Source organism: Streptomyces daliensis, from assembly GCF_054782395.1.
The window spans coordinates 194,902-220,394 of the sequence record NZ_BAAGSO010000058.1; the positions used below are offsets into that span (position 1 = coordinate 194,902).

The following is a 25,493-nucleotide window of genomic DNA, read 5'->3' on the forward strand; positions in this document are numbered from 1 at the left end:
TTCGACGGGGCCGGGCCCATGGATCGGGGCCCGGCCGTGGGTGTCAGACGGCCAGTGCCCTGTCCGTCGGCCGGATCGGGGCCGGGAGGGCGCTGGCGCCCGTGAGGTAGCGGTCCACGCCCTTGGCCGCCGAGCGGCCCTCGGCGATGGCCCACACGATCAGCGACTGGCCGCGCCCCGCGTCACCGGCGACGAAGACGCCGTCGACGCTGGTGGCGTAGTCCGCGTCACGGGCCACGTTGCCGCGCTCGTCCAGGTCGACGCCGAACTGCTCGACGAGGCCGTTGTCCTTGTCGATGCCGGTGAAGCCCATGGCGAGGGTGACGAGCTGGGCCGGGATCTTCCGCTCGGTGCCCGGCTTCTGCTCCAGCTTGCCGTCCTTGAACTCCACCTCGACGAGGTGCAGCCACTGGACGTTGCCGTCCTCGTCGCCCTCGAAGTGGGTGGTGTTGACGGAGTAGACCCGCTCGCCGCCCTCCTCGTGCGCGGAGGTGACCTTGTAGAGCATGGGGAACGTCGGCCAGGGCTGGTTCGGGTTCCGCTCCTCGCCCGGCTTGGGCATGATCTCCAGCTGGGTGACGGAGGCCGCGCCCTGGCGGTGTGCCGTGCCAACGCAGTCGGCGCCGGTGTCGCCGCCGCCGATGACGACGACGTGCTTGCCCTGGGCGCTGATCGGGGAGACCGTCAGATCGCCCTCCTGCACCTTGTTGGCCAGCGGCAGGTACTCCATCGCGAAGTGGATGCCGTTCAGCTCGCGGCCCGGGACCTTCAGGTCGCGGGAGGTGGTGGAGCCGGCGGCGATGACGACGGCGTCGTACCGCTTGCGCAGCTTCCGCGCGTCCAGGTCGCGGCCGATCTCCACCTCGGTGCGGAACTTGGTGCCCTCCGCGCGCATCTGCTCGATGCGGCGGTTGATGTGCCGCTTCTCCATCTTGAACTCGGGGATGCCGTAGCGCAGGAGCCCGCCGATGCGGTCGGCGCGCTCGTAGACCGCGACGGTGTGTCCCGCGCGGGTGAGCTGCTGCGCGGCGGCGAGCCCGGCCGGGCCCGAACCGATGACGGCGACGGTCTTGCCGGACAGGCGCTCCGGGGGCTGCGGGGTGACGTCCCCGCGGTCCCACGCCTTGTCGATGATGGTGACCTCGACGTTCTTGATGGTCACCGGCGGCTGGTTGATGCCCAGCACGCACGCCGACTCGCAGGGCGCGGGGCACAGGCGGCCCGTGAACTCCGGGAAGTTGTTGGTGGCGTGCAGCCGCTCGCTGGCCGCGCTCCAGTCCTCCCGGTAGGCGTAGTCGTTCCACTCGGGGATGAGGTTGCCCAGCGGACAGCCCTGGTGGCAGAAGGGGATGCCGCAGTCCATGCAGCGCCCGGCCTGCTTGCTGATGATGGGCAGCAGCGAGCCCGGGACGTAGACCTCGTTCCAGTCCTTGACGCGCTCCTCGACCGCACGGGTCTCGGCGACCTCGCGGTCGGTGGTCAGGAAGCCCTTGGGGTCAGCCATTGGTCGCCGCCTCCATCATCTTCTCGTGGGTCTCGCTCGTGGAGAGTCCCGCTCGCTCGGCGGCTTCCTTGGCGGCGAGCACGGCCTTGAAGGTGGACGGCAGGACCTTCTTGAAGCGGGTCACTGCCGAGTCCCAGTCGGCGAGGAGCTTCTCGGCCACGGTCGAGCCGGTCTCCTCCTGGTGGCGGCGCACCACGTCGTGCAGCCACTTCCTGTCGTCGTCGTCCAGCTCGTCCACGGCGTCGCGCAGACCGATGTTGACGTTGTCCGGGTCGAGGTCGATGACGTACGCGGTGCCGCCGGACATGCCCGCGCCGAAGTTGCGGCCCGTCTCGCCCAGGATGACGGCCTTGCCGCCCGTCATGTACTCGCAGCCGTGGTCGCCGACGCCCTCGGAGACGACCGTCGCACCCGAGTTGCGGACGCAGAAGCGCTCGCCCACCCGGCCGCGCAGGAACATCTCGCCGCCGGTCGCGCCGTAGGCGAGGGTGTTGCCCGCGATGGTCGAGAACTCGGCGAGGTGGTCGGCGCCCCGGTCGGGGCGGACGACGAGCCTGCCGCCCGAGAGGCCCTTGCCGACGTAGTCGTTGGCGTCGCCCTCCAGTCGCAGCGTGATGCCGCGCGGGACGAAGGCGCCGAAGGACTGTCCTGCGGAGCCGGTGAAGGTGATGTCGATGGTGTCGTCGGGCAGTCCCGCGCCGCCGAACTTCTTCGTCACCTCGTGCCCGAGCATGGTGCCCACGGTCCGGTTGATGTTGCGGATCGCGACCTGCCCGCGCACGGGCTGTGCCAGCTCCGAGGTGTCGGCCGACAGGGCGTCGGCGGCCAGCTTGATGAGCTGGTTGTCGAGCGCCTTCTCCAGGCCGTGGTCCTGGCCGACGACCTGGTGGCGGGCCGCGTCCTCGGGCAGCTCGGGCACGTGCAGCAGCGGGGCCAGGTCAAGGCCGCGTGCCTTCCAGTGGTCCACGGCGCGGGAGGTGTCCAGCAGCTCGGCGTGCCCGATGGCCTCGTCGAGGGTGCGGAAGCCCAGCTCGGCGAGGATCTCGCGGACCTCCTCGGCGATGAACTCGAAGAAGTTCACGACGAACTCGGCCTTGCCGCTGTAGCGCTCGCGCAGCACCGGGTTCTGGGTGGCGATGCCGACCGGGCAGGTGTCCAGGTGGCACACGCGCATCATGACGCAGCCGGAGACGACGAGCGGCGCGGTGGCGAAGCCGAACTCCTCGGCGCCGAGCAGCGCGGCGATGACCACGTCGCGGCCGGTCTTGAGCTGCCCGTCGGTCTGCACGACGATGCGGTCGCGCAGCCCGTTGAGCAGCAGCGTCTGCTGGGTCTCGGCGAGGCCCAGCTCCCAGGGGCCGCCCGCGTGCTTGAGCGAGGTGAGCGGCGAGGCGCCGGTGCCGCCGTCGTGCCCGGAGATGAGCACCACGTCGGCGTGCGCCTTGGAGACACCGGCGGCGACGGTGCCGACGCCGACCTCGGAGACCAGCTTGACGTGAACGCGCGCCTGGGGGTTGGCGTTCTTCAGGTCGTGGATGAGCTGGGCGAGGTCCTCGATGGAGTAGATGTCGTGGTGCGGCGGCGGCGAGATGAGGCCGACGCCCGGCGTGCTGTGCCGGGTCCGCGCGACCCAGGGGTAGACCTTGTGGCCGGGGAGCTGGCCGCCCTCGCCGGGCTTGGCGCCCTGGGCCATCTTGATCTGGATGTCGTCGGAGTTGACCAGGTATTCGCTGGTCACGCCGAACCGCCCTGAGGCGACCTGCTTGATGCTGGAGCGCCGCGCCGGGTCGTAGAGCCGCTCCGGATCCTCGCCGCCCTCGCCGGTGTTGGACTTGCCGCCGAGCTGGTTCATGGCGATGGCCAGCGTCTCGTGCGCCTCCTGCGAGATGGAGCCGTAGGACATGGCGCCGGTGGAGAACCGCTTGACGATGTCGCTGACGGACTCGACCTCGTCGATGGAGATCGGCTCGCGGGCCGCCTCGCCCGAGCCCGAGGACTTGAACTGGAACAGGCCGCGCAGCGTCATCAGCCGCTCGGACTGCTCGTTCACGCGCTCCGTGTACTGCTTGAAGATGTCGTAGCGGCGCGAGCGGGTGGAGTGCTGGAGGCGGAAGACCGTGTCCGGGTCGAACAGGTGCGGCTCGCCCTCGCGGCGCCACTGGTACTCGCCGCCGATGTCCAGGTCGCGGTGGGCCGGGGCGATGCCGGTGGCGGGGTACGCCTTGGCGTGCCGGGCCGCGACCTCCTTGGCGACGACGTCGAGACCGGCGCCGCCGATCTTCGTCGTCGTGCCGTGGAAGTAGGTGTCGACGAAGCTCTCGTCGAGCCCGACGGCCTCGAAGACCTGCGCGCCACGGTACGAGGCGACGGTGGAGATGCCCATCTTGGACATCACCTTGAGCACGCCCTTGCCCAGTGCGTAGATCAGGTTGCGGATGGCCTGCTCGGGGTCCATGTCGCCGGGCAGGAAGGTGCCCGCGCGGACCAGGTCCTCGACGGACTCCATGGCCAGGTACGGGTTGACCGCCGCTGCGCCGTAGCCGATGAGGAGCGCCACGTGGTGCACCTCGCGCACGTCGCCCGCCTCGACCAGCAGCCCGACCTGGGTGCGCTGCTTGGTGCGGATGAGGTGGTGGTGCACGGCCGAGGTGAGCAGCAGCGACGGGATCGGCGCGTGCTCGGCGTCCGAGTGCCGGTCGGAGAGCACGATGAGCCGGGCGCCCGCCTCTATGGCAGCGTCGGCCTCGGCGCAGATCGCCTTGATCCGCTCGGACAGGCCCTTGCCGCCCTCGGCGACCCGGTAGAGCCCGGAGAGGGTGGCGGCCTTGAGGCCCGGCAGGTCGCCGTCGGCGTTGATGTGGATGAGCTTGGCCAGCTCGTCGTTGTCGATCACCGGGAAGGGCAGGGTGACGCTGCGGCACGAGGCGGCCGTCGGCTCCAGCAGGTTGCCCTGCGGGCCGAGCGACGAGTGCAGCGAGGTCACCAGTTCCTCGCGGATGGCGTCCAGCGGCGGGTTGGTGACCTGCGCGAACAGCTGGGTGAAGTAGTCGAAGATCAGCCGGGGGCGCTCGGAGAGCGCCGCGATCGGCGAGTCCGTGCCCATCGAGCCGATCGGCTCGGCGGCCATCTTGGCCATCGGCGCGAGCAGGACGCGCAGCTCCTCCTCGGTGTAGCCGAAGGTCTGCTGGCGGCGGGTGACCGAGGCGTGGGTGTGCACGATGTGCTCGCGCTCGGGCAGGTCGGCCAGCTTGATGAGCCCGGCCTCCAGCCACTCCTGGTACGGCTGCTCGGCGGCGAGCGTCGCCTTGATCTCGTCGTCCTCGATGATGCGGTGCTCGGCGGTGTCCACGAGGAACATGCGGCCGGGCTGGAGGCGGCCCTTGCGGACGATCTTCGCCGGGTCGATGTCGAGGACGCCGACCTCGGAGCCGAGGACGACGAGGCCGTCGTCGGTGACCCAGTACCGCCCGGGGCGCAGACCGTTGCGGTCGAGAACGGCGCCGACCTGGGTGCCGTCGGTGAAGGTGACGCAGGCGGGGCCGTCCCAGGGCTCCATCATCGTGGAGTGGTACTGGTAGAAGGCTCGCCGGGCCGGATCCATGGAGTCGTGGTTCTCCCACGCCTCGGGGACCATCATCAGCACGGAGTGCGGCAGCGAACGCCCGCCGAGGTGCAGCAGCTCCAGCACCTCGTCGAAGGAGGCCGAGTCGGAGGCCCCCTCCGTACACAGCGGGAAGATCCGGTTCAGCTTCTCGCCCTCGGGCCCGAACAGCTCCGAGGCGAGCTGGGACTCGCGGGCCCGCATCCAGTTGCGGTTGCCCTGCACCGTGTTGATCTCGCCGTTGTGCGCGACGAAGCGGTACGGGTGGGCCAGCGGCCAGCTCGGGAAGGTGTTGGTGGAGAAGCGGGAGTGCACCAGCGCGACGGCGGTGGCGAACCGCCGGTCGGACAGGTCGGGGAAGAAGGGTTCGAGCTGGCCTGTGGTCAGCATGCCCTTGTAGACGATGGTGCGGCACGACAGCGACGGGAAGTACACGCCCGCCTCGCGCTCGGCGCGCTTGCGCAGCACGAAGGCGAGCCGGTCCAGCGCGAGCCCGGAGGCGGCGGCCTCCGTGTCCGCGGCGGACACGAAGAGCTGGCGCAGCGACGGCATGGTCTCGCGGGCGCCCGCGCCCAGGAGCTGCGGCGCCACGGGGACGTCGCGCCAGCCGAGGACGTCCAGGCCCTCTTCGGCGGCCAGCGTCTCGATCTCCGAGACGGCAGCCGCGGCTTCCGTCTCGTCATTCGGGAGGAAGGCGATACCGACGGCGTAGGAACCGGCCTCGGGAAGCGCGAAGGAGACCGTCTCGCGGAGGAAGGCGTCCGGAACCTGGAGGAGGATGCCCGCGCCGTCGCCCGTGTCGGGGTCGGATCCTGTGGCACCTCGGTGCTCCAGGTTGCGCAGGACGGTCAGCGCGCGTTCGACGAGGTCGTGGCTGGCCTCACCCGTCAGTGTCGCCACGAAGCCGACGCCACAGGCGTCATGCTCGTACCGGGGGTCGTACATCCCCTGCTTGGCAGGGTGGGCCGCCTGAGACGCAGCACGCATCGGCTCTCCCGTCGTCGTCGTGGCAGTTGTGAGTGCCGAGGGACGACGTTGGCCCTCTGCAGGAACAAATTTTCGTGCAGGTTACATGATGGCCCACTTCCCGAAAAGTGGATGCCATATTCCAGGATGCGGACGGTGCACCTGGTTGCGATACGAAGGGAAGACTCCCTCAGAACCCGTGATCTCGCAGGCCAGCGCGGGCTTCATTGCTCGCGGGCCTTCCGGCTTCTGCCCACCGTTGAACAAACTGAAACCGTCGAGTAACACCGAGATCATGCCGCGCCGCCCTGAACACGCGCCATGACTCAGCCCACAGCCACTCCGAAGGCCGTGCCCAGCCCGTACGTCACGGCAGCCGCGGCACCGCCCAGCGCGAGCTGACGCAGACCGCTGAACCACCACGGCCGCGCCGTCACCCGTGCCACGACGGCGCCGCACACGAACAGCCCCAGCAGCGCCAGCGCCACCGCGGGCCACAGCGAGGCCGCACCGGCCAGATACGGCAGTACGGGCATGATGGCGCCGACCGAGAAGGAAAGGAAGGACGAGACCGCGGCGACCGTCGGAGAGGGCAGATCGGCCGGATCCACACCCAGCTCCTCGCGCGCGTGTATCTCCAGCGCCTGCTCGGGGTCCCGGTGCATCTGCTCGGCGACCTGACGGGCCAGATCCGGGTCCACACCACGGGACACGTACAGTTCTGCCAGCTCGGTGACCTCGTCCTCCGGATGGCGTCGCAGCTCCCTGCGCTCCACCTCCAGCTCGGCCTGCACCAGCTCGCGCTGCGAGGCGACGGAGGTGTACTCACCGGCCGCCATCGAGAAGGCACCGGCGGCGAGACCCGCGAGCCCGGAGATCACCACGGTCTGCGGGGAGGCGGAGCTGCCCGCCACGCCCGTCATCAGGCCGAGGTTGGAGACCAGACCGTCCATGGCACCGAAGACGGCGGGGCGCAGCCAGCCGCCGTTGACGTCGCGGTGGGTGTGCGTGACGGCGGTGGAGCCGTCCTCACCGGGCGCGGGTGCGGTGGCGTCGGGGGCGGTCTCGGTGTGCTGCCTCGTGTCCTCGGAGACGGGGGTCGTGGTGCTCATGCGTACTGCGCGCTCCCTTCTGAAGGGATGAAGGGCGGATGCCCATCTTTCCCAACGCTTCAAAGGTAGGCGCGCATTCCCGCCTGCGCTAGCAAGGAAGGCCGTACTAACCGTCCTGACCTGCGGCTTTGCCACGGGGGCCCTCGTCGCCGCCCTCGCGGGCCGCCGCCTCCGCCGCCTCCCGCGCCTCCTCCGCCTCGCCCGCCTCGCGGAAGGTCTCGGCCAGTTCGTCGGCGACGAGGTGCTCGCGGTCCAGCCTGTTGGTGCGGTAGGCGGCGCGGCCGACCATATGGGCCGCGACGGGCGAGGTCAGGAGCTGGAACAGCCCGACGAGGACCAGAGTGCCGAGGTCGATGGCGCTGCGCAGCCACAGCCCCGCGCCGATCAGCACCAGCAGCAGCCCGAACGCCTGCGGCTTGGTGGCCGCGTGCATCCGGGTGAGTACGTCGGGCAGCCGCACCAGGCCGATTCCGGCCACCAGGCACAGCAGCGCCCCGGCCAGCATGAAGACCGCTCCGACCGCGTCGGCGACGCCTTCCCAGTTCACCGCTGCCCCCCTTCTCCGGCGGTGCCGCCGCCCGCTGTCCACTCCGTGGACGGCCGCGTGGACTGCACCGTGGACGCCGGTTCAGCGGGCGGCTCCGTGGCGGACGGCTCCGTGCCCGTGCCCGTGTCCGTGTCCGTGTTCTCGTCGACGTCCTCGCCGCCCGCCTCGTCGCGCAGTGCCATGAACCGGGCGACGCCGACGGACCCCGTGAAGCCCAGGAAGGAGAGCACCAGGAGCACCGGCAGGTAGTACCCGACGCGCTGCGCCGCCGTGTACACGCCGATGCCCGCCATCATCACCGCCACCAGCGCGTCCAGCGCGACGGCCCGGTCCAGCGTCGAGGGGCCCCGCACCAGGCGGACCGTCACCAGGCAGCCCGAGACGAGCAGCAGCCCGGCGACGATCATCAGGATCACGTCGTCCACTTTCCCGCCTCCCTCTCCGCCCGTTCGGACTCCTCGATCGCCTCGACGTCGGCCCGCGTGCCGAAGGCACGCACCACCCGCCGCTCAAGACGCAGCACCTCGCGCCGTGCCCGGTCCCGCTCGGAGTCCTCGGATGCGCCCATCACGTGGAGGTAGAGGGTGCCGCTGGCCCGGTGCACCTCCAGCACGGTGCTGCCCGGCACGGCGGAGACGGCGACAGCGGTCGCCGTCAGCATCAGATCGCCGGGGCAGCGCATGCGCACCCCGAGCACCGCGCAGGCCGGAACGCCGGGCGCGAGGATGTAGCGGTTGAGCCGCCAACTGGAGACGGCCATGTCGGCGACGAACCGCCCGGCGAAGCGCAGGAGTCCGAGCGGGCGCAGCCGCGCCTGGGTCTCGATCGGCGGCAGGGGGAAGAGCACGCAGACGATGACGCCGACGAGCACGCCGCTGAGCACGTTCGCCGGCGAGACCGTCCCCCACAGCAGCACCCACAGCACGGTCAGGCCCGCCACCATCGGCCACTGTGTCGCGCGCAGCCGCCCGCGCGGGCCCCGCCGGACCCGGTGAGAGGCCGTCACCTCGCCGTCCGTCGCCTCGTCGCCCCTCACCGCTCCATCACCGCCGTCACATAGGGGGAACGGTCCGTCAGCTCGTCGGCCACCCGCTCCGTGAGCCCGGACAGCGGCCCCGCCAGCACCGTGAAGCCGAGCCCGAACACGACGAGCGCGACCGTCGAGCAGACCATGCCGACGGGCAGCGAACTGGTCGTCGTGATGGCCTGCCCGCCGAAGGTCGCCGCCTCGGCGTGGCCCATGGGGCGGGGCGCGACGTCGGTCGCCGCGCCCGTCGCGGCGCTGGTGGTGGCGGTGCCCGGTGCCGCCTCGGCTGCCGTGCCGCCCGCCGCCACCGGGACGGGTCCGGTGCCGTCGACGGGGCCCGTGCCGTCGCCCGCCGTCGTGGCGGCCTCCGCCTCCGCCTCGGCCTCGTCCGTCTCCTCGTCGGTCTCCTCGGAGTCGATGACCGTTCCCACCGCGTACAGCTCGGGCGGCGCGGCCCGCCAGAACGCCAGGTTCCACACCTTCGCCACGGCGTACAGCGTGAGCAGGCTGGTCAGCGTTCCGCCGATGACCAGCGCGTACGCCAGCACACCGCCGTCGGCGACCCCCGCGCGCAGCAGCCCCAGCTTCCCCAGGAACCCGGAGAGCGGCGGGATCCCGGCGAGGTTCATCGCGGGGATGAAGAAGAGCACAGCGAGCATCGGGGAGAGGGTGGCGAGACCGCCGAGCCGCATCAGGTCGGTGGAGCCGCCGCGCCGCTCCACGAGCCCGGTGACCAGGAACAGCGTGGTCTGCACGGTGATGTGGTGCGCGACGTAGAAGACGGCGCCCGCGATCCCCTCGTCCGAGGCGAGCCCGATGCCGAACACCATGTAACCCATGTGGCTGATCAGGGTGAAGGACAGCAGCCGTTTCAGGTCCGTCTGCGCGACCGCGCCCAGGATGCCGACGACCATGGACAGCAGCGCGACGACCATCAGCACGTCGTCGAGCCTGCCGCCGGGGAACAGCAGGGTCTGCGTGCGGAGTATCGCGTAGACCCCGACCTTGGTGAGCAGCCCGGCGAAGACGGCGGTGACGGGCGCGGGCGCTGTGGGATACGAGTCGGGCAGCCACGCGGCCAGCGGGAAGACGGCGGCCTTGATGGCGAACACCGTCAGCAGGGCGATCTGCGCCAGCGTCCGCACGCCCTCGGGGAGTTCGTCGAGGCGCGCGGGCAGCTCGGCCATCGTCACGGTGCCGGTCGCCGCGTAGACCATGGCGACGGCCGCCATGAACAGCACCGAGGACAGCAGCGAGACGATGGCGTACGTGGCGCCCGCGCGGATGCGCGCGATGGTGCCGCCGAGGGTCAGCAGCACATAACTGGCCGTCAGCATGATCTCGAAGCCGACGTAGAGGTTGAACAGGTCACCGGCCAGGAAGGTGTCCGAGACCCCGGCGACCAGCACCAGGTAGGAGGGGTGGAAGACCGAGAGCGGCGTCGCCTCCTCGCGGTCCGCCATGCCCTGGCCGATCGAGTAGAGCAGCACGCACAGCGTGACGGCCGAGGAGACCACCAGCATCAGCGCGGAGAGCCGGTCGGCCACCAGCACGATGCCGACCGGGGGCGCCCAGCCGCCCGCGTACATCACCTGCGGTCCGTGTTTGTCCGCGACGAACAGCAGCACGAGCGAGACGACGAGCACGATCGCGAGCACCGTCGCGCTGATGACGCGCTGTGTGCGCTGGAGGCGCAGGCCGATGGCCAGCTTCAGCCCCGCTGCGGCCAGCGGCAGGATCACCGGCAGCGGCACGAGGGCCGAGGCGACGGAGGCCGCGGCGGCGGGTGCGGCGCCGCTCATGACGCCCCTCCCCCGGTGCGGGGGTGGCGCGCGACGGGTACGGCGGACGCGGCGCTCATCTGTCGGCTCCCAGGATCGTCTCCCACAGGTCGTCCTCCTCGGCGGTCTCCTCCGCCGTCTCCTCCGCGCGTGCCTGGCGCGCCCTGTGGGCACGCGACTCGGCGCGCGACTCAGCGCGCGCCCTGCGCCGCATCTCGCGGTACTGGTCCCGCGCCTTGCCGAGCTGCTGGTACGCCTTGCGCTCTCTGGCCTCCTGCTCCTCCTCGGCGTTGACCAGCGCGCGGTAGGCGTCGCGGCGTTCGTGGTACTTGGCGCGCAGCCGGTCCCGCTCCTCGACGTAGTCGGCGCGACGGGCGATGCGCACGTCCTCGACGTCGTCCTGCACGTCGTCGTTGCCCGAGAGCTGCCAGGCGCGGTAGGCCATGGTGACCAGGAACGCGGTGAGCGCCAGCGTGATGACGATGGCCGTGAGCACGAACGCCTCGGGCAGCGGGTCGGCCATCTTCTCCCGGTCCGCACCGGGGTACAGCAGCGGTGCCTGTCCCGCGGGGCCCGAACTGGCGAGAAGCAGCAGGTTGACGCCGTTGCCCAGCAGCACGGCGCCCAGCAGGATGCGGGTGAGGGGGCGGCTCAGCAGGAGTACGGTGCCGGCGGCGAAGAGCGTGCCGCCCGCGATCACCAGTACCAGGGTCTCGGTCATCGGCCGCCGCCTCCCGCTCCGGGCCCCGGTTCCGGATCCGGGACGGGGCCCCGGTCCGGGTCCCGGCGCTGGGCGCGCTCGCGCCGCTTCCTGGCCTTGGCCTCCTTGCTCAGCTCCCGCTCCACGCGCCGGTCCACCTCGGAACCGAGGCTGCGCAGGACGTCCAGGACGACGCCGAGGACGAGCAGATAGACGCCCACGTCGAACAGCACGGGGCTGGCCAGGTGGTAGTGGCCGAGCAGCGGCAGCTCACCCTCGATCTTGCCGGCGGCCAGCACGGCGTCCCCGAGGACGAGCCCGCCCAGCCCCGTCAGCGTCATCGTCAGCAGCCCGAGCCCGAGCAGGAAGCCCGCGTCGACGGGCGCGGCGGCGGCCAGTTCGTGCCGTCCGCCCGCGAGGTAGCGCACGGCCAGCGCGAGGGCCGCGACCAGTCCGGCGGTGAAGCCGCCGCCCGGCAGGTTCTCGGCGCAGAAGAGGAGGTAGAGGGAGAGCACCACGATCGGGTGGAAGACCAGCCTGGCGACCACCTCGAAGATGACCGACCTGCGCTCGGGCGCGAGCGTGGAGCTGGCCGCGAGCCAGGTGCGGCGCGGCGCGGCGATCCCCCGTACGGCGCGGGGCGCGCCCACCCTCGTACCGGCGACGGGCCACACGTCCCGCTTGTCGCGCGGCACCGCGCCGAACGCGCCGCCGTCAGCGGAGCCGGGGGAAGCGGAGGGACCGGACGCACCGTCAGGTGAGCCGTCACCGGGTGCCGCTGACGGGGGCTCACCGGACGCGCCGTCAGAAAGGGGCGCGGCGGACGCCCACCCAGGACGCACCCTCTCCTCCGCCGCCGGCACCACCCGCGTGGACCCGGTCGTCTCCGTGACGCCCGCCCCGGCTGCCGCTTCGGCCGTCCCGCCGCCCGCAGCCGTGCCGGGCGCGCCGTGTACCGAGACGCCCGCGCGCGTCGCTATGGGCAGCGCGGGGGTTCCGGCCCTGCGCCGCAGATAGACGAGGCTGGTCACCCCGACGGCGGCGACGGCGAGGACGGCGGACTCCCCCATCGTGTCCCAGGCGCGCAGGTCCACGAGTGTCGTGGCGACGACGTTCTTCACGCCGTCGTGCGCGGTCGTCTCGGTGAGTTCGGGCCCTGCGGGCTCCGCGATCCGCGCCGAGGCGGCCAGATAGGTGAGACCGGCGGCGAACGCGCCCGCCGCCACCCCGAAGACGAGCTGCGTCACGCGCCGCATCCACCCGGCGCGCCGCACGTCGGGGAACCGGGCCGGGAGTCTGCGCAGCACCAGCACGAAGACGATGACGGACACGGTCTCCACGGCGAACTGCGTCAGCGCGAGGTCCGGCGCCCCGTGCAGTACGTACAGCATCGCCGTCCCGTAGCCGGTGACCCCGGCCAGCACGACGGCTTTCATCCGCTGCCGTGCCCGCACGCACAGCACGGCCACGACGCACACCCCGGCCGCGACGACGAGCTGGGGAACCGAGTCGTAGACGCGCACGGAGGTGACGTGGTCCCAGGGGCGGTCGACGGCGAGGGCCACGGCCTGCGCGCCGACGAGCACCGCGAGGGCCGTGCCGAGGTAGACGGGCAGCGAACCGCGCTGCACAGCGCCCGTGATCTGGAGCGAGAGCCGCTCCAGGAACCAGAGCGAACGGGCGAAGAGGTGGTCGCCGTCCACGGCCGCCAGCCGTTCCCCGAGCGCGGCGAGCGGCCGTACGGCGAAGAAGACCAGCAGGCCGAGGGCCCAGGAGACGGCGGACAGCGCGAGCGCGGGCCCGAAGCCGTGCCACAGCGCGAGGTGGAAGGGCTTGCCGTCCGGCGCGTGGAAGGTGTCGGCGTAGCGCGCGAGCAGCGGGTCGAGCAGGGAGACGCCGGGCCCGAGTGCGAGCCCGGCGAGCGCGCAGAGCGCGGGCGGCACGGCGAGGAACGCGCCGGTACGGGCCCGCAGCGGGGTGTCAGGCGCGTCCCGCTTGCGGGCGAAGGCGCCCCACAGGAAGCGCAGGGTGTAGGCGGTGGTCAGCGCGGATCCGGCCACCACGGCGGCGAGCGCTGCGTGCTGAACCGTTCCGCCGTGCAGCAGCGCGTCGACGGCCGCTTCCTTCGCTGCGAAGCCGAGCAGCGGCGGCAGCCCCGCCATGGACAGGCCCGCGAGCACGGCGAGCGCGCACACGCCCGGCATCGAGCGGCCGAGCCCGGACAGCTTCGGCAGCTCGCGGGTCCCCGTCGCGTGGTCGATGATGCCGACGGTCAGGAACAGCGGCGCCTTGAAGAGCGCGTGGGCCAGCAGCATCGCGACCCCGGCCAGGGCAGCGTCCCGTCTGCCGTCGCCGACGAGGAGGGTGAGGAACCCGAGCTGGCTGACGGTGCCGAAGGCGAGCAGCCGCTTGAGGTCCGTCTCGCGCAGCGCCCGCCAGCCGCCGAGCAGCATGGTCGCCGCACCCAGCACGAGCACGGTGGCCCGCCAGGGCACGACGTCGGAGAAGGCGGGCGCGAGCCGCGCGACCAGGTAGATCCCGGCCTTGACCATGGCAGCGGCGTGCAGATACGCGGAGACCGGGGTCGGCGCCGCCATCGCGCCGGGCAGCCAGAAGCTGAACGGCCACACGGCGGACTTGGACAGCGCCCCGACCAGGACGAGGACCAGCGCGACGGAGACGGCCACGCTCGCGCGGGGCGGGTCCGCGACGAGCGCGGAGATCCGGTAGGTGCCCGCCGCGTGACCCAGCATCAGGAAGCCGATCAGCATGACCAGTCCGCCGAGGGTGGTCACGATGAGGGCCTGGAGCGCGGCGCGCCGGTTGGTCCTGCGCTCCGGGTTGTGGCCGATGAGGAGGAAGGAGAAGACCGTGGTCAGCTCCCACAGCACGTACAGGACGATCAGATCGTCGGCCAGTACGAGGCCGAGCATGGCCCCGGCGAACGCGGTGAGCGTGCCCGCGAAGCGGCCCAGCCGGGGCTCGTCGTCGCGGAAGTAACCCGCGCAGTAGACCATCACGAGCGCGCCGACGCCGCCCGCGACGAGCGTCATCAGCAGTGCGAGCGGATCACAGCGCAGCGCGAGGTGGACGCCCTGGGCGGGGATCCAGGCCCAGGTCTGGGTGGGGGTGTGGCCGTCCACGACGTCCGCGTACCGCACCGCCGCCCAGATCGCGGCGGAGGCGGGCACGAGCGCGAGCACCGCGAAGGCGCGCGGTCCGAGCCACCGCACGAGCGGCCCGGCACAGCACGCGGCTGCGCAGTGGAGAAGGATCAGCCACAGCACAATGCAGAGAATTACACACTTAATTGAACGAATGGTGCAGGTACGGCATAACGGTGCCGCGGCAGGGCCCGGACATGACGACGCCCGGCCCCTTGCCTTACGGACCGTAAGGAAGAGACCGGGCTCAGGTCAAATATTGGTCAAGAGACCGGGGTTCACACCTTCTTCGTCTTCTCCGTCGTCGCGGTGCCGCCTCCGGGCTCGGTCGATTCTTCGCCGTCGCTGGAAGCACCCTCGGTTTCGGGGTCGGCGTCGGAACCGGATTCGGGGCTGGACTCCGTGTCGGGATCGGCGTCAGGGTCGCGCGGCTCGACGGTCTCCTCGCGGCCCGGGGCCTTCTTCGCGGAGACGACGATGTAGGCGACGGCGGCCAGGAAGACCACGATCGCGGTCCAGTTGTTCAGCCGCATCCCGAGGATGTGGTGCGCGTCGTCCACGCGCATGTACTCGATCCAGAAGCGGCCCACCGTGTACGCCGCGACGTAGAGCGCGAAGGCGCGGCCGTGGCCCAGCTTGAAGCGGCGGTCGGCCCAGATCACCAGCAGCGCGACGCCCACGCACCACAGCGACTCGTAGAGGAACGTCGGGTGGTACGTGCCGAGGTCCGGGGTGTCGACGGGGCGGTGCGCCGCGTCGATCTCGACGGCCCAGGGCAGATCGGTGGCGCGGCCGTACAGCTCCTGGTTGAACCAGTTGCCCCAGCGCCCGATCGCCTGCGCGAGGGCGATGCCCGGCGCGACGGCGTCGGCGTAGGCGGGGAGCGGGATGCCACGGCTGCGGCAGCCGATCCAGGCGCCGAGCGCGCCGAGCGCGATGGCGCCCCAGATGCCGAGACCGCCGTCCCAGATCTTGAAGGCGTCGACCCAGTTGCGGCCCTCGCCGAAGTAGAGCTGGTAGTCGGTGATCACGTGGTAGAGGCGACCGCCGACGAGGCCGAAGGGCACGGCCCACACGGCGATGTCCGCGACCGTGCCGACCCGTCCGCCGCGTGCGACCCAGCGGCGTCCGCCGAGCCAGACCGCGACGAACACGCCGATGATGATGCAGAACGCGTAGCCGCGCAGCGGAACCGGCCCGAGGTGGATCTCACCGGCCGAGGGACTGGGGAAAAAGGCAAGGGTCTCCATGGCGTCCCTGACGCTACCCTGCCGCACCGCGCCATCGGCAATGCGCCCGGCACAACGGCTCCATAACAGGCCCGCCGCCGCACCGGAACACGAGGTTCCGGCACGGCGGCGGTCAGGACCGACGGATCAGGGCCGACGGACCAGGGCGCGACAGATCAGGGCACGACGGTCGGGGCGCGACGGGTCAGGACTTCGCCTCGATCTTCTTCTTCAGCTTCTGCGGGGTGAGCGGGTCGCTCTGGTCGCCGTAGAGGTTCTTGCCGTCGAGCAGGACGGTCGGGGTCCCCTGGTGGCCGGAGTTCTGGAAGGCCGAGGTCGACCGCTCGACCCACTTGTCGTGCTTGCCGTCGTTCACACAGCTCCGGAACGCGGCGCCGTCCAGCCCGTCGACCTTCTTGGCCAGGCCGATCAGGGTCTTCTTGTTCGCGAAGGCGTCGTCCTGCTCCTCGGGCTGATGCCGGAAGAGCACGTCGTGGTACTCCTGGAACTTGCCCTCGTCACGGGCGCAGACCGCCGCGTTCGCCGCGTTCTTGGAGCCGGTGCCGCCCATGGCGCCGTCGATGATGCTGACGATGTGGTAGTTGACCTTGAGCTTGCCGTCCTCCTCAAGGCTGTGGAGCGTGTCGCGGAACACGTTCTCGAACTGTCCGCAGGCGGGGCACCGGAAGTCCTCGTAGACGGTCAGCTCGGCGGGCGCCTTCTTCTGGCCCACGGAGATCGGCTTGGCCGAGGCGCTGCCCTCGTCCTCACCGCCCCCGCCACCGCCCTGGTTGGCGGCCACCACGCCCACCACCGCCGCGACGGCCAGCACGCCGACGATGGCGGCGCTCACCTTCAACACCCTGCCGCGCTTCTCCGCCGCCTTCTCCCGTTCCCGCTGCTCCCGCAGTTGCTCCCGGGCGGTGCGCTTTCCCTCACGGTTCTTCTCGCTCATCACGCCCTGGGCCAACGAACGCGGGCCACGGCCGCGTGCGGGCCCATCGCCGTTTCCCCCGAAAGAAGGAGGGGCGCGGCCCGGGAAATGCCCCGTTCCGCGCCCCTGCGGTGCCTCACCGCTCACACGTTCGTGTCACGTCGCGCCCCGGACGACGGCCGTCTCGGACCGCGATCGTCTCGGACCGCGACCGTCTCAGACCGCAGCCGCGCCCCGGCTCCGTACGCCCTTCGCCAGGTCACCGGCCAGCTCGCGCACGTCGGCGAGACCGGCGTCCAGGTCGTCCGGGTGGGCGAGGAGCTTCTTCACGAAGGCCGAGCCGACGATGACCCCGTCGGCGAACTCGGCCACCTCGGCGGCCTGGCCCGCGTTCGAGACGCCCAGGCCCACGCAGACCGGGATGCCGGTCGTCGCGCGCGTGCGCTCCACCAGGTCCTGGGCCTCGCGCCCTACGGACTCGCGGGTGCCGGTGACGCCCATGAGCGACGCCGCGTAGACAAAGCCGCTGCCCGCCGCCGTGATCTTGGCCAGGCGCTCGTCCTTGCTGCTGGGCGCGACCACGAACACGGTGGCCAGACCGTGCTGTTCGGCCGCCTTGCGCCACACCTCGGACTCCTCGACGGGCAGGTCGGGCAGGATGCAGCCCGCGCCGCCCGCCTCGGCCATCTCCGCGGCGAACCGCTCCACGCCGTACCGGTCGACCGGGTTCCAGTACGTCATGCACAGCACCGGCTTGCCCGTCGCCGCGTGGGCCTCGCGCACCGTACGGATGACGTCGGCGATGCGGACGCCGCCGCGCAGCGCCACGTCGTCGGCGGTCTGGATGACGGGCCCGTCCAGCACCGGGTCGCTGTGCGGGAGCCCGACCTCGACCACGTCGCAGCCGCTCTCCAGCAGCGCCACGCACGCCGCGATCCCGCCGTCGACGGTGGGGAAACCGGCGGGCAGATAGCCCACCAGCGCGGCCCTGTTCTCGGCCCGCGCGTTCGCCAGCGTCGCGTTCAACAGCTCGATGTTGCCGCTCACTTGTCCGCCCCCGTGCCCGCCTCGTCAGCGTTCTCGACGTGCTCGTCGTACAGCCCGAAGTAGCGGGCCGCCGTGTCCATGTCCTTGTCGCCGCGCCCGGAGAGGTTGACCAGGATCAGCCCCTCGGTACCCAGCTCCCGGCCGACCTCCAGCGCGCCCGCCAGCGCGTGCGCGCTCTCGATCGCCGGGATGATGCCCTCGGTCTCGGAGAGCAGCCGCAGGGCGCGCATCGCCTGGTCGTCGGTGACGGGCCGGTACTCGCCGCGCCCGCTGTCCTTGAGGTACGCGTGCTCGGGCCCGATGCCCGGGTAGTCGAGCCCGGCCGAGATCGAGTACGGCTCGGTGATCTGCCCCTCGTCGTCCTGGAGCACGTACGAGCGCGACCCGTGCAGGATGCCGGGCTCGCCGACAGACAGGGTCGCCGCGTGCTCTCCGGACTCCACGCCGTGCCCGGCCGCCTCGCAGCCGATCAGGCGGACGCCCTCGTCGGGGATGAAGGCGTGGAAGAGGCCGATGGCGTTGGAACCGCCGCCGACGCAGGCCACGGCCGCGTCGGGCAGCCGTCCCGCGCGCTCCAGCATCTGCCGCCGCGCCTCGACGCCGATGACCCGGTGGAAGTCGCGCACCAACTGCGGGAAGGGGTGCGGGCCCGCGACCGTGCCGAAGAGGTAGTGGGTGCGGTCCACGTTGGCCACCCAGTCGCGGAACGCCTCGTTGATGGCGTCCTTGAGGGTGCGGCTGCCGGAGGTGACGGGCACGACCTCGGCGCCGAGCATCCGCATGCGCGCGACGTTGAGCGCCTGGCGCTCGGTGTCGATCTCGCCCATGTAGACGGTGCACTCCAGGCCGAACAGGGCGCAGGCGGTGGCCGTGGCCACGCCGTGCTGGCCCGCGCCGGTCTCGGCGATGACGCGGGTCTTGCCCATGCGCTTGGTCAGCAGGGCCTGGCCGAGCACGTTGTTGATCTTGTGTGAGCCGGTGTGGTTCAGGTCCTCCCGCTTGAGGAAGATCCGCGCGCCACCCGCATGCTCGGCGAACCGCGGTACCTCGGTCAGCGCGCTCGGGCGGCCCGTGTAGTTGACCATGAGGTCTTCGAGCTCGGCGGCGAAGGCGGGGTCGGACTTCGCCTTCTCGTACTCGGCGGCGACCTCGTCCACGGCGGCGACGAGCGCCTCCGGGATGAACTTGCCGCCGAACGCGCCGAAGTAGCCTTCGGCGCTCGGGATCTGACCCTCGGGGTCAGGGATGAAGTAGTCGGACATCCGACGTGCTCCTTGAGACGTGAGAAGCGTGCATGGGTGCGTAGGTAGTGAGGGTCCACGGATACGGCCGAAAACCGCCGCAGCGGCGCGCGGCGTCCGTCCGGCGGTGGGTCGGAGGGCCGGATTCCGCGCGGGCGGCGAGACGGCTCGGCGCCGGTGTCCGTGGACACCCGCGGAGTGTGCGTACCAAGCGTGTGGACCAGCGGCGAAGCGCGCGGCTACGCGAGCGGCGGGACGGTTCGCTACGGCCACTGCGCCCCCTCGGACGCGGCGGTCCGGAAAGGGGCGGGCCAGGGGCCAGGAGCCCGTACCGCGAAGGCGGCGGGCATGGAAGCGGCTCGTCAGCGTGTCAGTGCGTCACCGCGTCGACGCGTCAGTGCGCGGGCGCTTCGCCGGGCCGGCCGGGCCATCGACGGCCGCGGACCTGCCCTGGCTCGCTGCCGATGTGATAGCGCACCCGGCGCCCGTGCACCCTGCGCGCGGGCGCACGGCAGCCACGCGGTCGGCAACCGCGTGCGAGCCTTGCGTACCGCGCGTACACGAGCATTCCTCCGGTCGGTCCCTCGGGCTCTCGGGCCCTCTGTCCTGGGCCCTCTGTTGTCCCGGTCATTGTTCCCGGCCCCGAGACTAGGCCATATGTGGTGCGCCGGGCCCCGTCAGCGCCCGTGCCGGATCGCCGGGTGGGTACCGGCCGCGACGAGGTCGGCGACGGCGGTCTTCGGGTCCTTGCCCGTCACCAGCGACTCGCCGACCAGCACGGCATCGGCGCCGTCGTTCGCGTAGGCGATCAGATCGTGCGGGCCGCGCACGCCCGATTCGGCGACCTTCACGAGGTGGTCAGGGATCTCCGGCGCGATGCGCGTGAAGTTGCCGCGGTCCACTTCGAGCGTCTTGAGGTTGCGGGCGTTCACGCCGACGATCTTCGCGCCCGCCGCCACGGCCCGCTCGACCTCTTCCTCGTCGTGCGCCTCGACCAGCGGCGTCAGCCCGATCGACTCCGCGCGCTCGATCAGCGAGACCAGGGCCTCCTGCTCCAGCGCGGCGACGATCAGCAGCGCGAGGTCGGCGCCGTGCGCCCGTGCCTCCCACAACTGGTACGAGGAGAAGATGAAGTCCTTGCGCAGCACCGGGATGTCCACCTTGGCGCGGACCGCGTCCAGGTCCGCCAGCGAGCCGCCGAACCGGCGCTGCTCGGTGAGCACGGAGATGACGGAGGCACCGCCCGCCTCGTAGTCGGCGGCGAGCCCGGCCGGGTCCGCGATGGCCGCGAGCGCGCCCTTGGAGGGGCTGGAGCGCTTGACCTCGCAGATGACCTTGATGCCGTCGCCCTTCAGCGCGGCCACGCCGTCCTTCGCCTGGGGTGCCTTCGCCGCGCGCTCCTTGAGTTCGTCGAGGCTGACGCGCGACTGCCGTTCCGCGAGGTCTTCACGCACACCTTCGATGATCTCGTCGAGCACACTCACGCGAGCGGCCCCCTTCTGGCTTGGTACGGCCCCCCGCGTGTGACGCGGGGGATGGTCAGGGCAGGCACTGCGATGGTATCGGGCGGGGGACGGAGGTCCCGCATCCGGTTGACTTCGGTCCCATATTCCGGACAAATCACTGGCACGGCATCTCGGGGCAGTGGATCTTGTCAGGGGGCCAGTGCGGAGCCGAGGGGCAAGTTTCGGACAACGGTGAAGGTCAGAGCCAGTGCGCCGATGATCCACCAGTGGACGCTCCGCAGCGGAACGGAGACGGAACGCGACCGCGCCGCGCGCCAGAACCAGTGCACCCAGAAGACGGTGAAGGCGGCGAAGCCGACGACCACCAGCGCGTTCGCGCCCAGAGCGGTGCCGAGGTCGCCGTGCGCGACGGCGTGCGCGCAACGCAGCCCGCCGCAGCCGGGGCAGAAGATCCCCGTGAGCTGGAGCAGCGGGCAGGCCGGATAGTGACCCGGCTGATTGGGGTCGACGGTGCCCACGTACGCGAAAGCCGCGCCGACGGCCACGAGAGTGCCCACCGGCGCGGCGAGGCGCGACACCGGACCCAGGGCCCGGTGCCCCATCAGGAAGGAGCGCCGCTCGCTCAGGACGCCTGCCCCTGCGGCTGCGCCCCGGCGCGGTTGTGCGGCTTCGCCTGGCCGAGGCCCGCGGCGCGCATGGCCATGCCGACGACACCGCCGAGGGCGACCACCACGAGCCCCGCGACGACACCGATCGGCTGGGCCAGCACCGTGAAGGCCCCGGAGATGCAGAAACCGATGAAGGCGATGATGACACCCGTCCACGCGGCCGGGGTGTGTCCGTGGCTGTTGCCCGCCATGTGTGCTCCTCGTATATCAACGTGCTGGGCCGTCATTGTCTCTCGACAATGACGGCTGCGTGGGCTCGGGGTCGCCTCTCCCCCGACGCGTCCCCCGCCTCCCCCGCACGCTCACCCCCTCCCGGAGCCCTTCTCCGCCCCCGGCCCCCGCACCTCCGGGCACCCTGCGCCAGGGGGCGCTGCCGATGCGCCCCGCCTCCACGGCTTGGTCCCGGCACGCCCGTGTCGCCGTGCGGACGGGAGAGGGGTGCCCTCACCGCCACGGGACGGACCGACGCCCCCCTCCGCCAGCCCCGCAGGCGAGGGAACGGCACGTTCCCTCATCCGCCGCATCGGCGCCCAGCCCCCACTCGGAGAGTCCGGCGGCATCCCGTACACGCGCAAGCTCGGTCACGGACAGCGTGGGCTCGGGCAGTCGTGAGATTCCGCCGGACCCACGCCGTACGGGCGCGCCACCGCTCCGGCGGCAAAGGGGGAGGCGACACGTCGGCCACCGGACAACCCCGGGGCTCGGGCAGCCGTGGCATTCCGCCGGACCCACGCCGTACGGGCGGCAAAGGGGAGGGCCGGACGCGGGGGCGACCGGCCCGGGGGGGGGGCGGAGATGCCGTGGCACGGCGTGGTCCCGTCATGCCCCAGGGGCCCCGGAGGGGTCAGGTGGGGTCTTCGCCGCGGTCCAGGGCCTTCCAGAGGTCCTCGGGGCGCTCCGGGTCGACGACCGGCCGCGCGGCACCCTGCGCACCCTTACGGGACGCGCGCCCCGTGCGCTCGTACCGCCCGCTCCCGGACATCGACGGCCACCCCGCCCCGTACCGCAGCGCCAGCAGCCCCGCGAGGAGGAGCAGCGCGCCGCCCGCGGCGGAGACGTACGGCCAGGCGTTGAAGACGGCCGCGTCGCTGATGCCGTTCTGGGCGATCCCGCTGGCCTCGGCCGCCTTCTCGTTGAGCGCGCTCGTGTCGCCCACCCTCAACAGCGCCGCCGCCAGCGTGCCGGCGCCGCAGAGGGTGAGCAGCGTGGCGACGAGGACGCGTCCCGCGCGTCGTACGGCGAAGACCGCGACCAGCGCGGCGAGCCCGACGAGTGCGAGGGCGCTCGGGAGCCCTGTCACGTCGCTGCCCTTGACCTGCACGGACAGCTCGCTCTGCGCGAAGGGCACGGCTGAGCTGCCCCACACCTGGCCCGAGGCGACCAGCGCCAGCGCGGCACCGAGCGCGCCGAAGAGCAGCGCGAGGCCGAGCGCGCGACGGGCCCCGCGCGAGCGCGAAGGGGTCGCGGGCGCCGCGCCGGAGCCCGATCCGGAGGCGGAACCCGCGTCGGAGGAGGTGCCGGTGCCGGTGTCAGTGCCGGTGTCGCCCTCGGCCACGGCGGCGGTGTCCTGGGTACGAGCCGGGGGTACGGAAGTCACCCCTCCACGCTACCGCCGAGCCGCTCGGCGGTGCGGACCGCCCTCAGCACCGCAGCCGCCTTGTTCCGGCACTCGGTGTCCTCGGCCTCCGGGTCGGAGTCGGCGACGACGCCCGCGCCCGCCTGCACATAGGCCGTGCCCTCCTTGAGCAGCGCCGTGCGGATGGCGATGGCGGTGTCGCTGTCGCCCGCGAAGTCGAGATAGCCGACGCAGCCCCCGTAGACGCCGCGACGGGTCGGCTCCAGCTCCTCGATGATCTGGAGCGCGCGCGGCTTCGGCGCCCCGGAGAGCGTCCCGGCGGGGAAGCAGGCGGTCAGCGCGTCGAAGGCCGTACGGCCCTGCGCGAGCCGTCCCGTCACGGTGGAGACGATGTGCATGACGTGGCTGTAGCGCTCGACGGACATGAAGTCGACGACCTCGACGCTGCCGGGCTCGCACACCTTGCCCAGGTCGTTGCGCCCGAGGTCGACGAGCATCAGGTGCTCGGCCCGCTCCTTGGGGTCGGCCAGCAGCTCCTCGGCCAGCGCCGTGTCGCGCTGCGGGGTCTCGCCGCGCGGGCGCGTCCCCGCGATGGGGTGCATCATCGCGCGCCCGTCCTCGACCTTGACCAGCGCCTCGGGGCTCGATCCGACGACGTCGAAGCCGGGCGAACCGTCCCCGTCCTCGCCCTCGGTGGCGGCGAAGCGGAACAGGTACATGTACGGGCTCGGGTTGGTGGCGCGCAGCACGCGGTAGACGTCGAGCGCCGATGCCCCGCAGGGCGTCTCGAAGCGCTGCGAGGGCACCACCTGGAACGCCTCGCCCGCGCGGATGCGCTCCTTGATGTCCTCGACCCAGCCCTGGTACGTCTCGCCGCCCGAGCGCGCCGCGTAGTCCGGCAGCGCGGAGGGCGGCAGCGCGACGGGGGCCACCGGCGCGGGGCGCGCGAGGTCGGCGGCCATGGCGTCGAGGCGGCGTACCGCGTCGCCGTACGCCTCGTCGACACCCGTGTCGAGGTCGTTGTGGTTGATCGCGTTGGCGATCAGCAGCACGCTGCCGTCGCGGTGGTCCAGCACGGCCAGGTCCGAGGCGAGCAGCATCGTCAGCTCGGGCAGCCCCAGGTCGTCGCGCGTGGTCGGGCTGTCGCCGACCTTCTCCAGGCGCCGCACGATGTCGTAGCCGAGATAGCCGACCATGCCGCCGGTGAAGGGCGGCAGATCCGTGCCCTCGTGCAGGTCGCGCGGGGTGTGCAGGGCCTCGACCGTCTCGCGCAGCGCCCTCAGCGGGTCCCCTTCGGTCGGCACGCCGACGGGCGGGGTGCCGAGCCAGTGCGCCTGCCCGTCCCTGACGGTGAGCGCGGCGGCGCTGCGGACGCCGACGAAGGAGTAGCGCGACCAGGTGCGCCCGTTCTCCGCTGACTCCAGCAGGAAGGTGCCGGGGCGCTCGGCCGCGAGCTTGCGGTAGAGGGCGATGGGGGTGTCGCCGTCGGCGAGCAGGCGTCGGGTGACCGGGATGACCCTTCGGTCCTTCGCGAGCGTGCGGAAGGTGTCGAGGTCCGGAGTCGTCATGGGCGCTGACCTTACTGGGCGGGCCTTGCGGGACAGGAGGCGCGTACAGGCGCTACGGGCCGAAACCGGCCGGGTTCGGATCCGGGGCCGGGTCCGGCCGGTTTCGGGTGGTCCGGGCCAGGACTAGCTGGCGTCGAGCCGCAGTTCACCGGCGTCGAAGCAGGTGCGGTCCCCCGTGTGGCAGGCGGCGCCGACCTGGTCGACCTTGACCAGCACGGTGTCCGCGTCGCAGTCCAGCGCCACCGACTTCACGTGCTGCACGTGCCCGGAGGTGTCGCCCTTCACCCAGTACTCCTGGCGGCTGCGGCTCCAGTAGGTGGCGCGGCCCGTGGTGAGGGTGCGGTGCAGCGCCTCGTCGTCCATCCAGCCGAGCATCAGCACCTCGCCGGTGTCGTACTGCTGGGCGATGGCGGGGACCAGACCGTCGGGGTCGCGCTTGAGGCGCGCGGCGACGGCGGGGTCGAGGGAGTTCGCGGACATGCGTCCATTCTCGCGCACGCGCGCGGCCTCCCGTCGCCGCGTCCGGGCCGTGGACGCGCACCTTCCGTTCACGGCGTGGCAGACCCGATGTCACCGGCGGGGGGAATGCTCGCCGCCATGAGCCGTGCCACGCCGCCGCCCGAGGACGCCCGCAAGCTCACCCGCGACACCCGCGACACCCGCGACACCCACGTCGCACACGTCACGCGCGTCACGCACATCGCGCGCAAGCTCACCCGCAGGGCCGCTGTCCCCGTGCTCGCGCTGGTGCTGGTCGTGACGGCCGTCGTCACCCTCGGTGTGGTGCTGCTGCTCGGCGACGACACGGAGGAGATCGCCGCGCAGCGGGCCCGGCTGGAGGCGCGGGCCGCGGGCTCCCCGAGCGCGCCCGTGCTGTACGACGAGGAACTGGAGCGCGGCGACTGCTTCGACCACCCGGCGCTCAGCCACGGCGTCACCCGCGTCGAGCGCAGGTCGTGCGAACGCGCGCACGACGGGGAGGTCATCGCCGAGGAGAAGCTGCGGGGCTCCTTCAAGACGGCGGCGAAGCTGCGCGAGAAGGCGCTGGCCCTGTGCGGGGCGGACGCGGCGCGGCGGATGAAGTCGATACCGCAGGACGGGCGCGGCTACCACTACTACGCGATCTACCCGTCGCTCCGAACGCACAGCGAGCAGGGCGCGTCCACGTCCTCCTGCGCGCTCACCCTCCGCTCCGGACGGGAGGGCCCGAAGCTCACCGCTCCCCTGCCCGGCGGCTCGGCCACTCCGTGAGCCGCCGCCCTGGCCCGTGATGTGAAGACCCCGTGACCGCTGCGGAGATCGCGACAGCGGGCGCTTCGCCGTGGGTAACGTCGAGGTCAAGGCCCGCGCCCGTAAGCGCCG

21 protein-coding genes are annotated in these 25,493 nt (G+C 72.1%); 1 reads left to right on the top strand and 20 read right to left on the bottom strand.

Annotation, left to right across the window (positions count from 1 at the left end):
* Positions 1-43: 43 nt before the first annotated feature.
* From ACYVOO_RS13200 to hisI, 20 genes are all read right to left on the bottom strand, one after another.
* Positions 44-1,504 carry a glutamate synthase subunit beta gene (locus ACYVOO_RS13200; protein WP_461015838.1) on the bottom strand — a complete coding sequence of 487 codons (1,461 nt, stop codon included), beginning with the start codon at positions 1,502-1,504 and terminating at the stop codon, positions 44-46.
* Positions 1,497-6,092, bottom strand: a complete 4,596-nt coding sequence (gene gltB / locus ACYVOO_RS13205) for a glutamate synthase large subunit (protein WP_461015839.1) — start codon at positions 6,090-6,092, stop codon at positions 1,497-1,499. Before gltB ends, ACYVOO_RS13200 begins: the two co-directional genes overlap by 8 nt.
* A gap of 305 nt (positions 6,093-6,397) precedes the next feature.
* On the bottom strand, positions 6,398-7,183 hold the full coding sequence (locus ACYVOO_RS13210; RefSeq protein ID WP_461015840.1) for a VIT1/CCC1 transporter family protein: 786 nt from the start codon (positions 7,181-7,183) through the stop codon (positions 6,398-6,400).
* A 106-nt stretch (positions 7,184-7,289) separates the two neighbouring features.
* Complete coding sequence (mnhG, locus tag ACYVOO_RS13215) at positions 7,290-7,730, bottom strand: monovalent cation/H(+) antiporter subunit G (RefSeq protein ID WP_461015841.1); 441 nt, start codon at positions 7,728-7,730, stop codon at positions 7,290-7,292.
* Positions 7,727-8,155, bottom strand: a complete 429-nt coding sequence (locus ACYVOO_RS13220; protein WP_461015842.1) for a monovalent cation/H+ antiporter complex subunit F — start codon at positions 8,153-8,155, stop codon at positions 7,727-7,729. Before ACYVOO_RS13220 ends, mnhG begins: the two co-directional genes overlap by 4 nt.
* Complete coding sequence (locus ACYVOO_RS13225; protein ID WP_461015843.1) at positions 8,143-8,766, bottom strand: Na+/H+ antiporter subunit E; 624 nt, start codon at positions 8,764-8,766, stop codon at positions 8,143-8,145. The genes ACYVOO_RS13220 and ACYVOO_RS13225 overlap by 13 nt, the downstream gene beginning before the upstream one ends.
* Complete coding sequence (locus ACYVOO_RS13230; RefSeq protein WP_461015844.1) at positions 8,763-10,559, bottom strand: Na+/H+ antiporter subunit D; 1,797 nt, start codon at positions 10,557-10,559, stop codon at positions 8,763-8,765. The genes ACYVOO_RS13225 and ACYVOO_RS13230 overlap by 4 nt, the downstream gene beginning before the upstream one ends.
* A 55-nt stretch (positions 10,560-10,614) precedes the next feature.
* On the bottom strand, positions 10,615-11,259 hold the full coding sequence (locus tag ACYVOO_RS13235; protein WP_461015845.1) for a Na(+)/H(+) antiporter subunit C: 645 nt from the start codon (positions 11,257-11,259) through the stop codon (positions 10,615-10,617).
* Entirely contained in the window at positions 11,256-14,525 is a 3,270-nt protein-coding gene (locus tag ACYVOO_RS13240) for a Na+/H+ antiporter subunit A (RefSeq protein WP_461015846.1), read from the bottom strand. The genes ACYVOO_RS13235 and ACYVOO_RS13240 overlap by 4 nt, the downstream gene beginning before the upstream one ends.
* Positions 14,526-14,680: 155 nt before the next feature.
* Positions 14,681-15,652: a prolipoprotein diacylglyceryl transferase gene (gene lgt / locus ACYVOO_RS13245; RefSeq protein ID WP_461015847.1), complete on the bottom strand. Its 972-nt coding sequence runs from the start codon at positions 15,650-15,652 to the stop codon at positions 14,681-14,683.
* Between the two features lie 184 nt (positions 15,653-15,836).
* Positions 15,837-16,586, bottom strand: coding sequence for a DsbA family protein (locus ACYVOO_RS13250; RefSeq protein ID WP_461015848.1), 750 nt, complete (start codon positions 16,584-16,586; stop codon positions 15,837-15,839).
* A 195-nt stretch (positions 16,587-16,781) separates the two neighbouring features.
* A complete protein-coding gene (trpA, locus tag ACYVOO_RS13255; RefSeq protein WP_461015849.1) occupies positions 16,782-17,612 on the bottom strand; it encodes a tryptophan synthase subunit alpha in 831 nt (276 codons plus the stop codon).
* Positions 17,609-18,874, bottom strand: coding sequence for a tryptophan synthase subunit beta (gene trpB, locus ACYVOO_RS13260; protein ID WP_461015850.1), 1,266 nt, complete (start codon positions 18,872-18,874; stop codon positions 17,609-17,611). Before trpB ends, trpA begins: the two co-directional genes overlap by 4 nt.
* 373 nt (positions 18,875-19,247) lie before the next feature.
* Entirely contained in the window at positions 19,248-19,421 is a 174-nt protein-coding gene (gene trpM / locus ACYVOO_RS13265) for a tryptophan biosynthesis modulator TrpM (RefSeq protein ID WP_453345277.1), read from the bottom strand.
* Positions 19,422-19,530: 109 nt separating this feature from the next.
* Positions 19,531-20,337, bottom strand: a complete 807-nt coding sequence (trpC, locus tag ACYVOO_RS13270) for an indole-3-glycerol phosphate synthase TrpC (RefSeq protein ID WP_461015851.1) — start codon at positions 20,335-20,337, stop codon at positions 19,531-19,533.
* Between the two features lie 170 nt (positions 20,338-20,507).
* Positions 20,508-20,921: a DUF2752 domain-containing protein gene (locus ACYVOO_RS13275; RefSeq protein ID WP_461015852.1), complete on the bottom strand. Its 414-nt coding sequence runs from the start codon at positions 20,919-20,921 to the stop codon at positions 20,508-20,510.
* A gap of 20 nt (positions 20,922-20,941) precedes the next feature.
* Positions 20,942-21,178, bottom strand: coding sequence for an HGxxPAAW family protein (locus ACYVOO_RS13280; protein WP_461015853.1), 237 nt, complete (start codon positions 21,176-21,178; stop codon positions 20,942-20,944).
* A 653-nt stretch (positions 21,179-21,831) separates the two neighbouring features.
* Positions 21,832-22,584, bottom strand: a complete 753-nt coding sequence (locus ACYVOO_RS13285) for a TIGR02234 family membrane protein (RefSeq protein WP_461015854.1) — start codon at positions 22,582-22,584, stop codon at positions 21,832-21,834.
* Positions 22,581-24,131, bottom strand: a complete 1,551-nt coding sequence (locus tag ACYVOO_RS13290) for an anthranilate synthase component I (protein ID WP_461015855.1) — start codon at positions 24,129-24,131, stop codon at positions 22,581-22,583. The genes ACYVOO_RS13285 and ACYVOO_RS13290 overlap by 4 nt, the downstream gene beginning before the upstream one ends.
* A gap of 123 nt (positions 24,132-24,254) precedes the next feature.
* On the bottom strand, positions 24,255-24,611 hold the full coding sequence (gene hisI / locus ACYVOO_RS13295; protein ID WP_461015856.1) for a phosphoribosyl-AMP cyclohydrolase: 357 nt from the start codon (positions 24,609-24,611) through the stop codon (positions 24,255-24,257).
* A 117-nt stretch (positions 24,612-24,728) separates the two neighbouring features.
* Between hisI and ACYVOO_RS13300 the strand changes: the two genes are divergently transcribed.
* Positions 24,729-25,382 (top strand): hypothetical protein, encoded by a 654-nt coding sequence (locus tag ACYVOO_RS13300; RefSeq protein ID WP_461015857.1) that lies wholly within the window; start codon positions 24,729-24,731, stop codon positions 25,380-25,382.
* Positions 25,383-25,493: the final 111 nt, after the last annotated feature.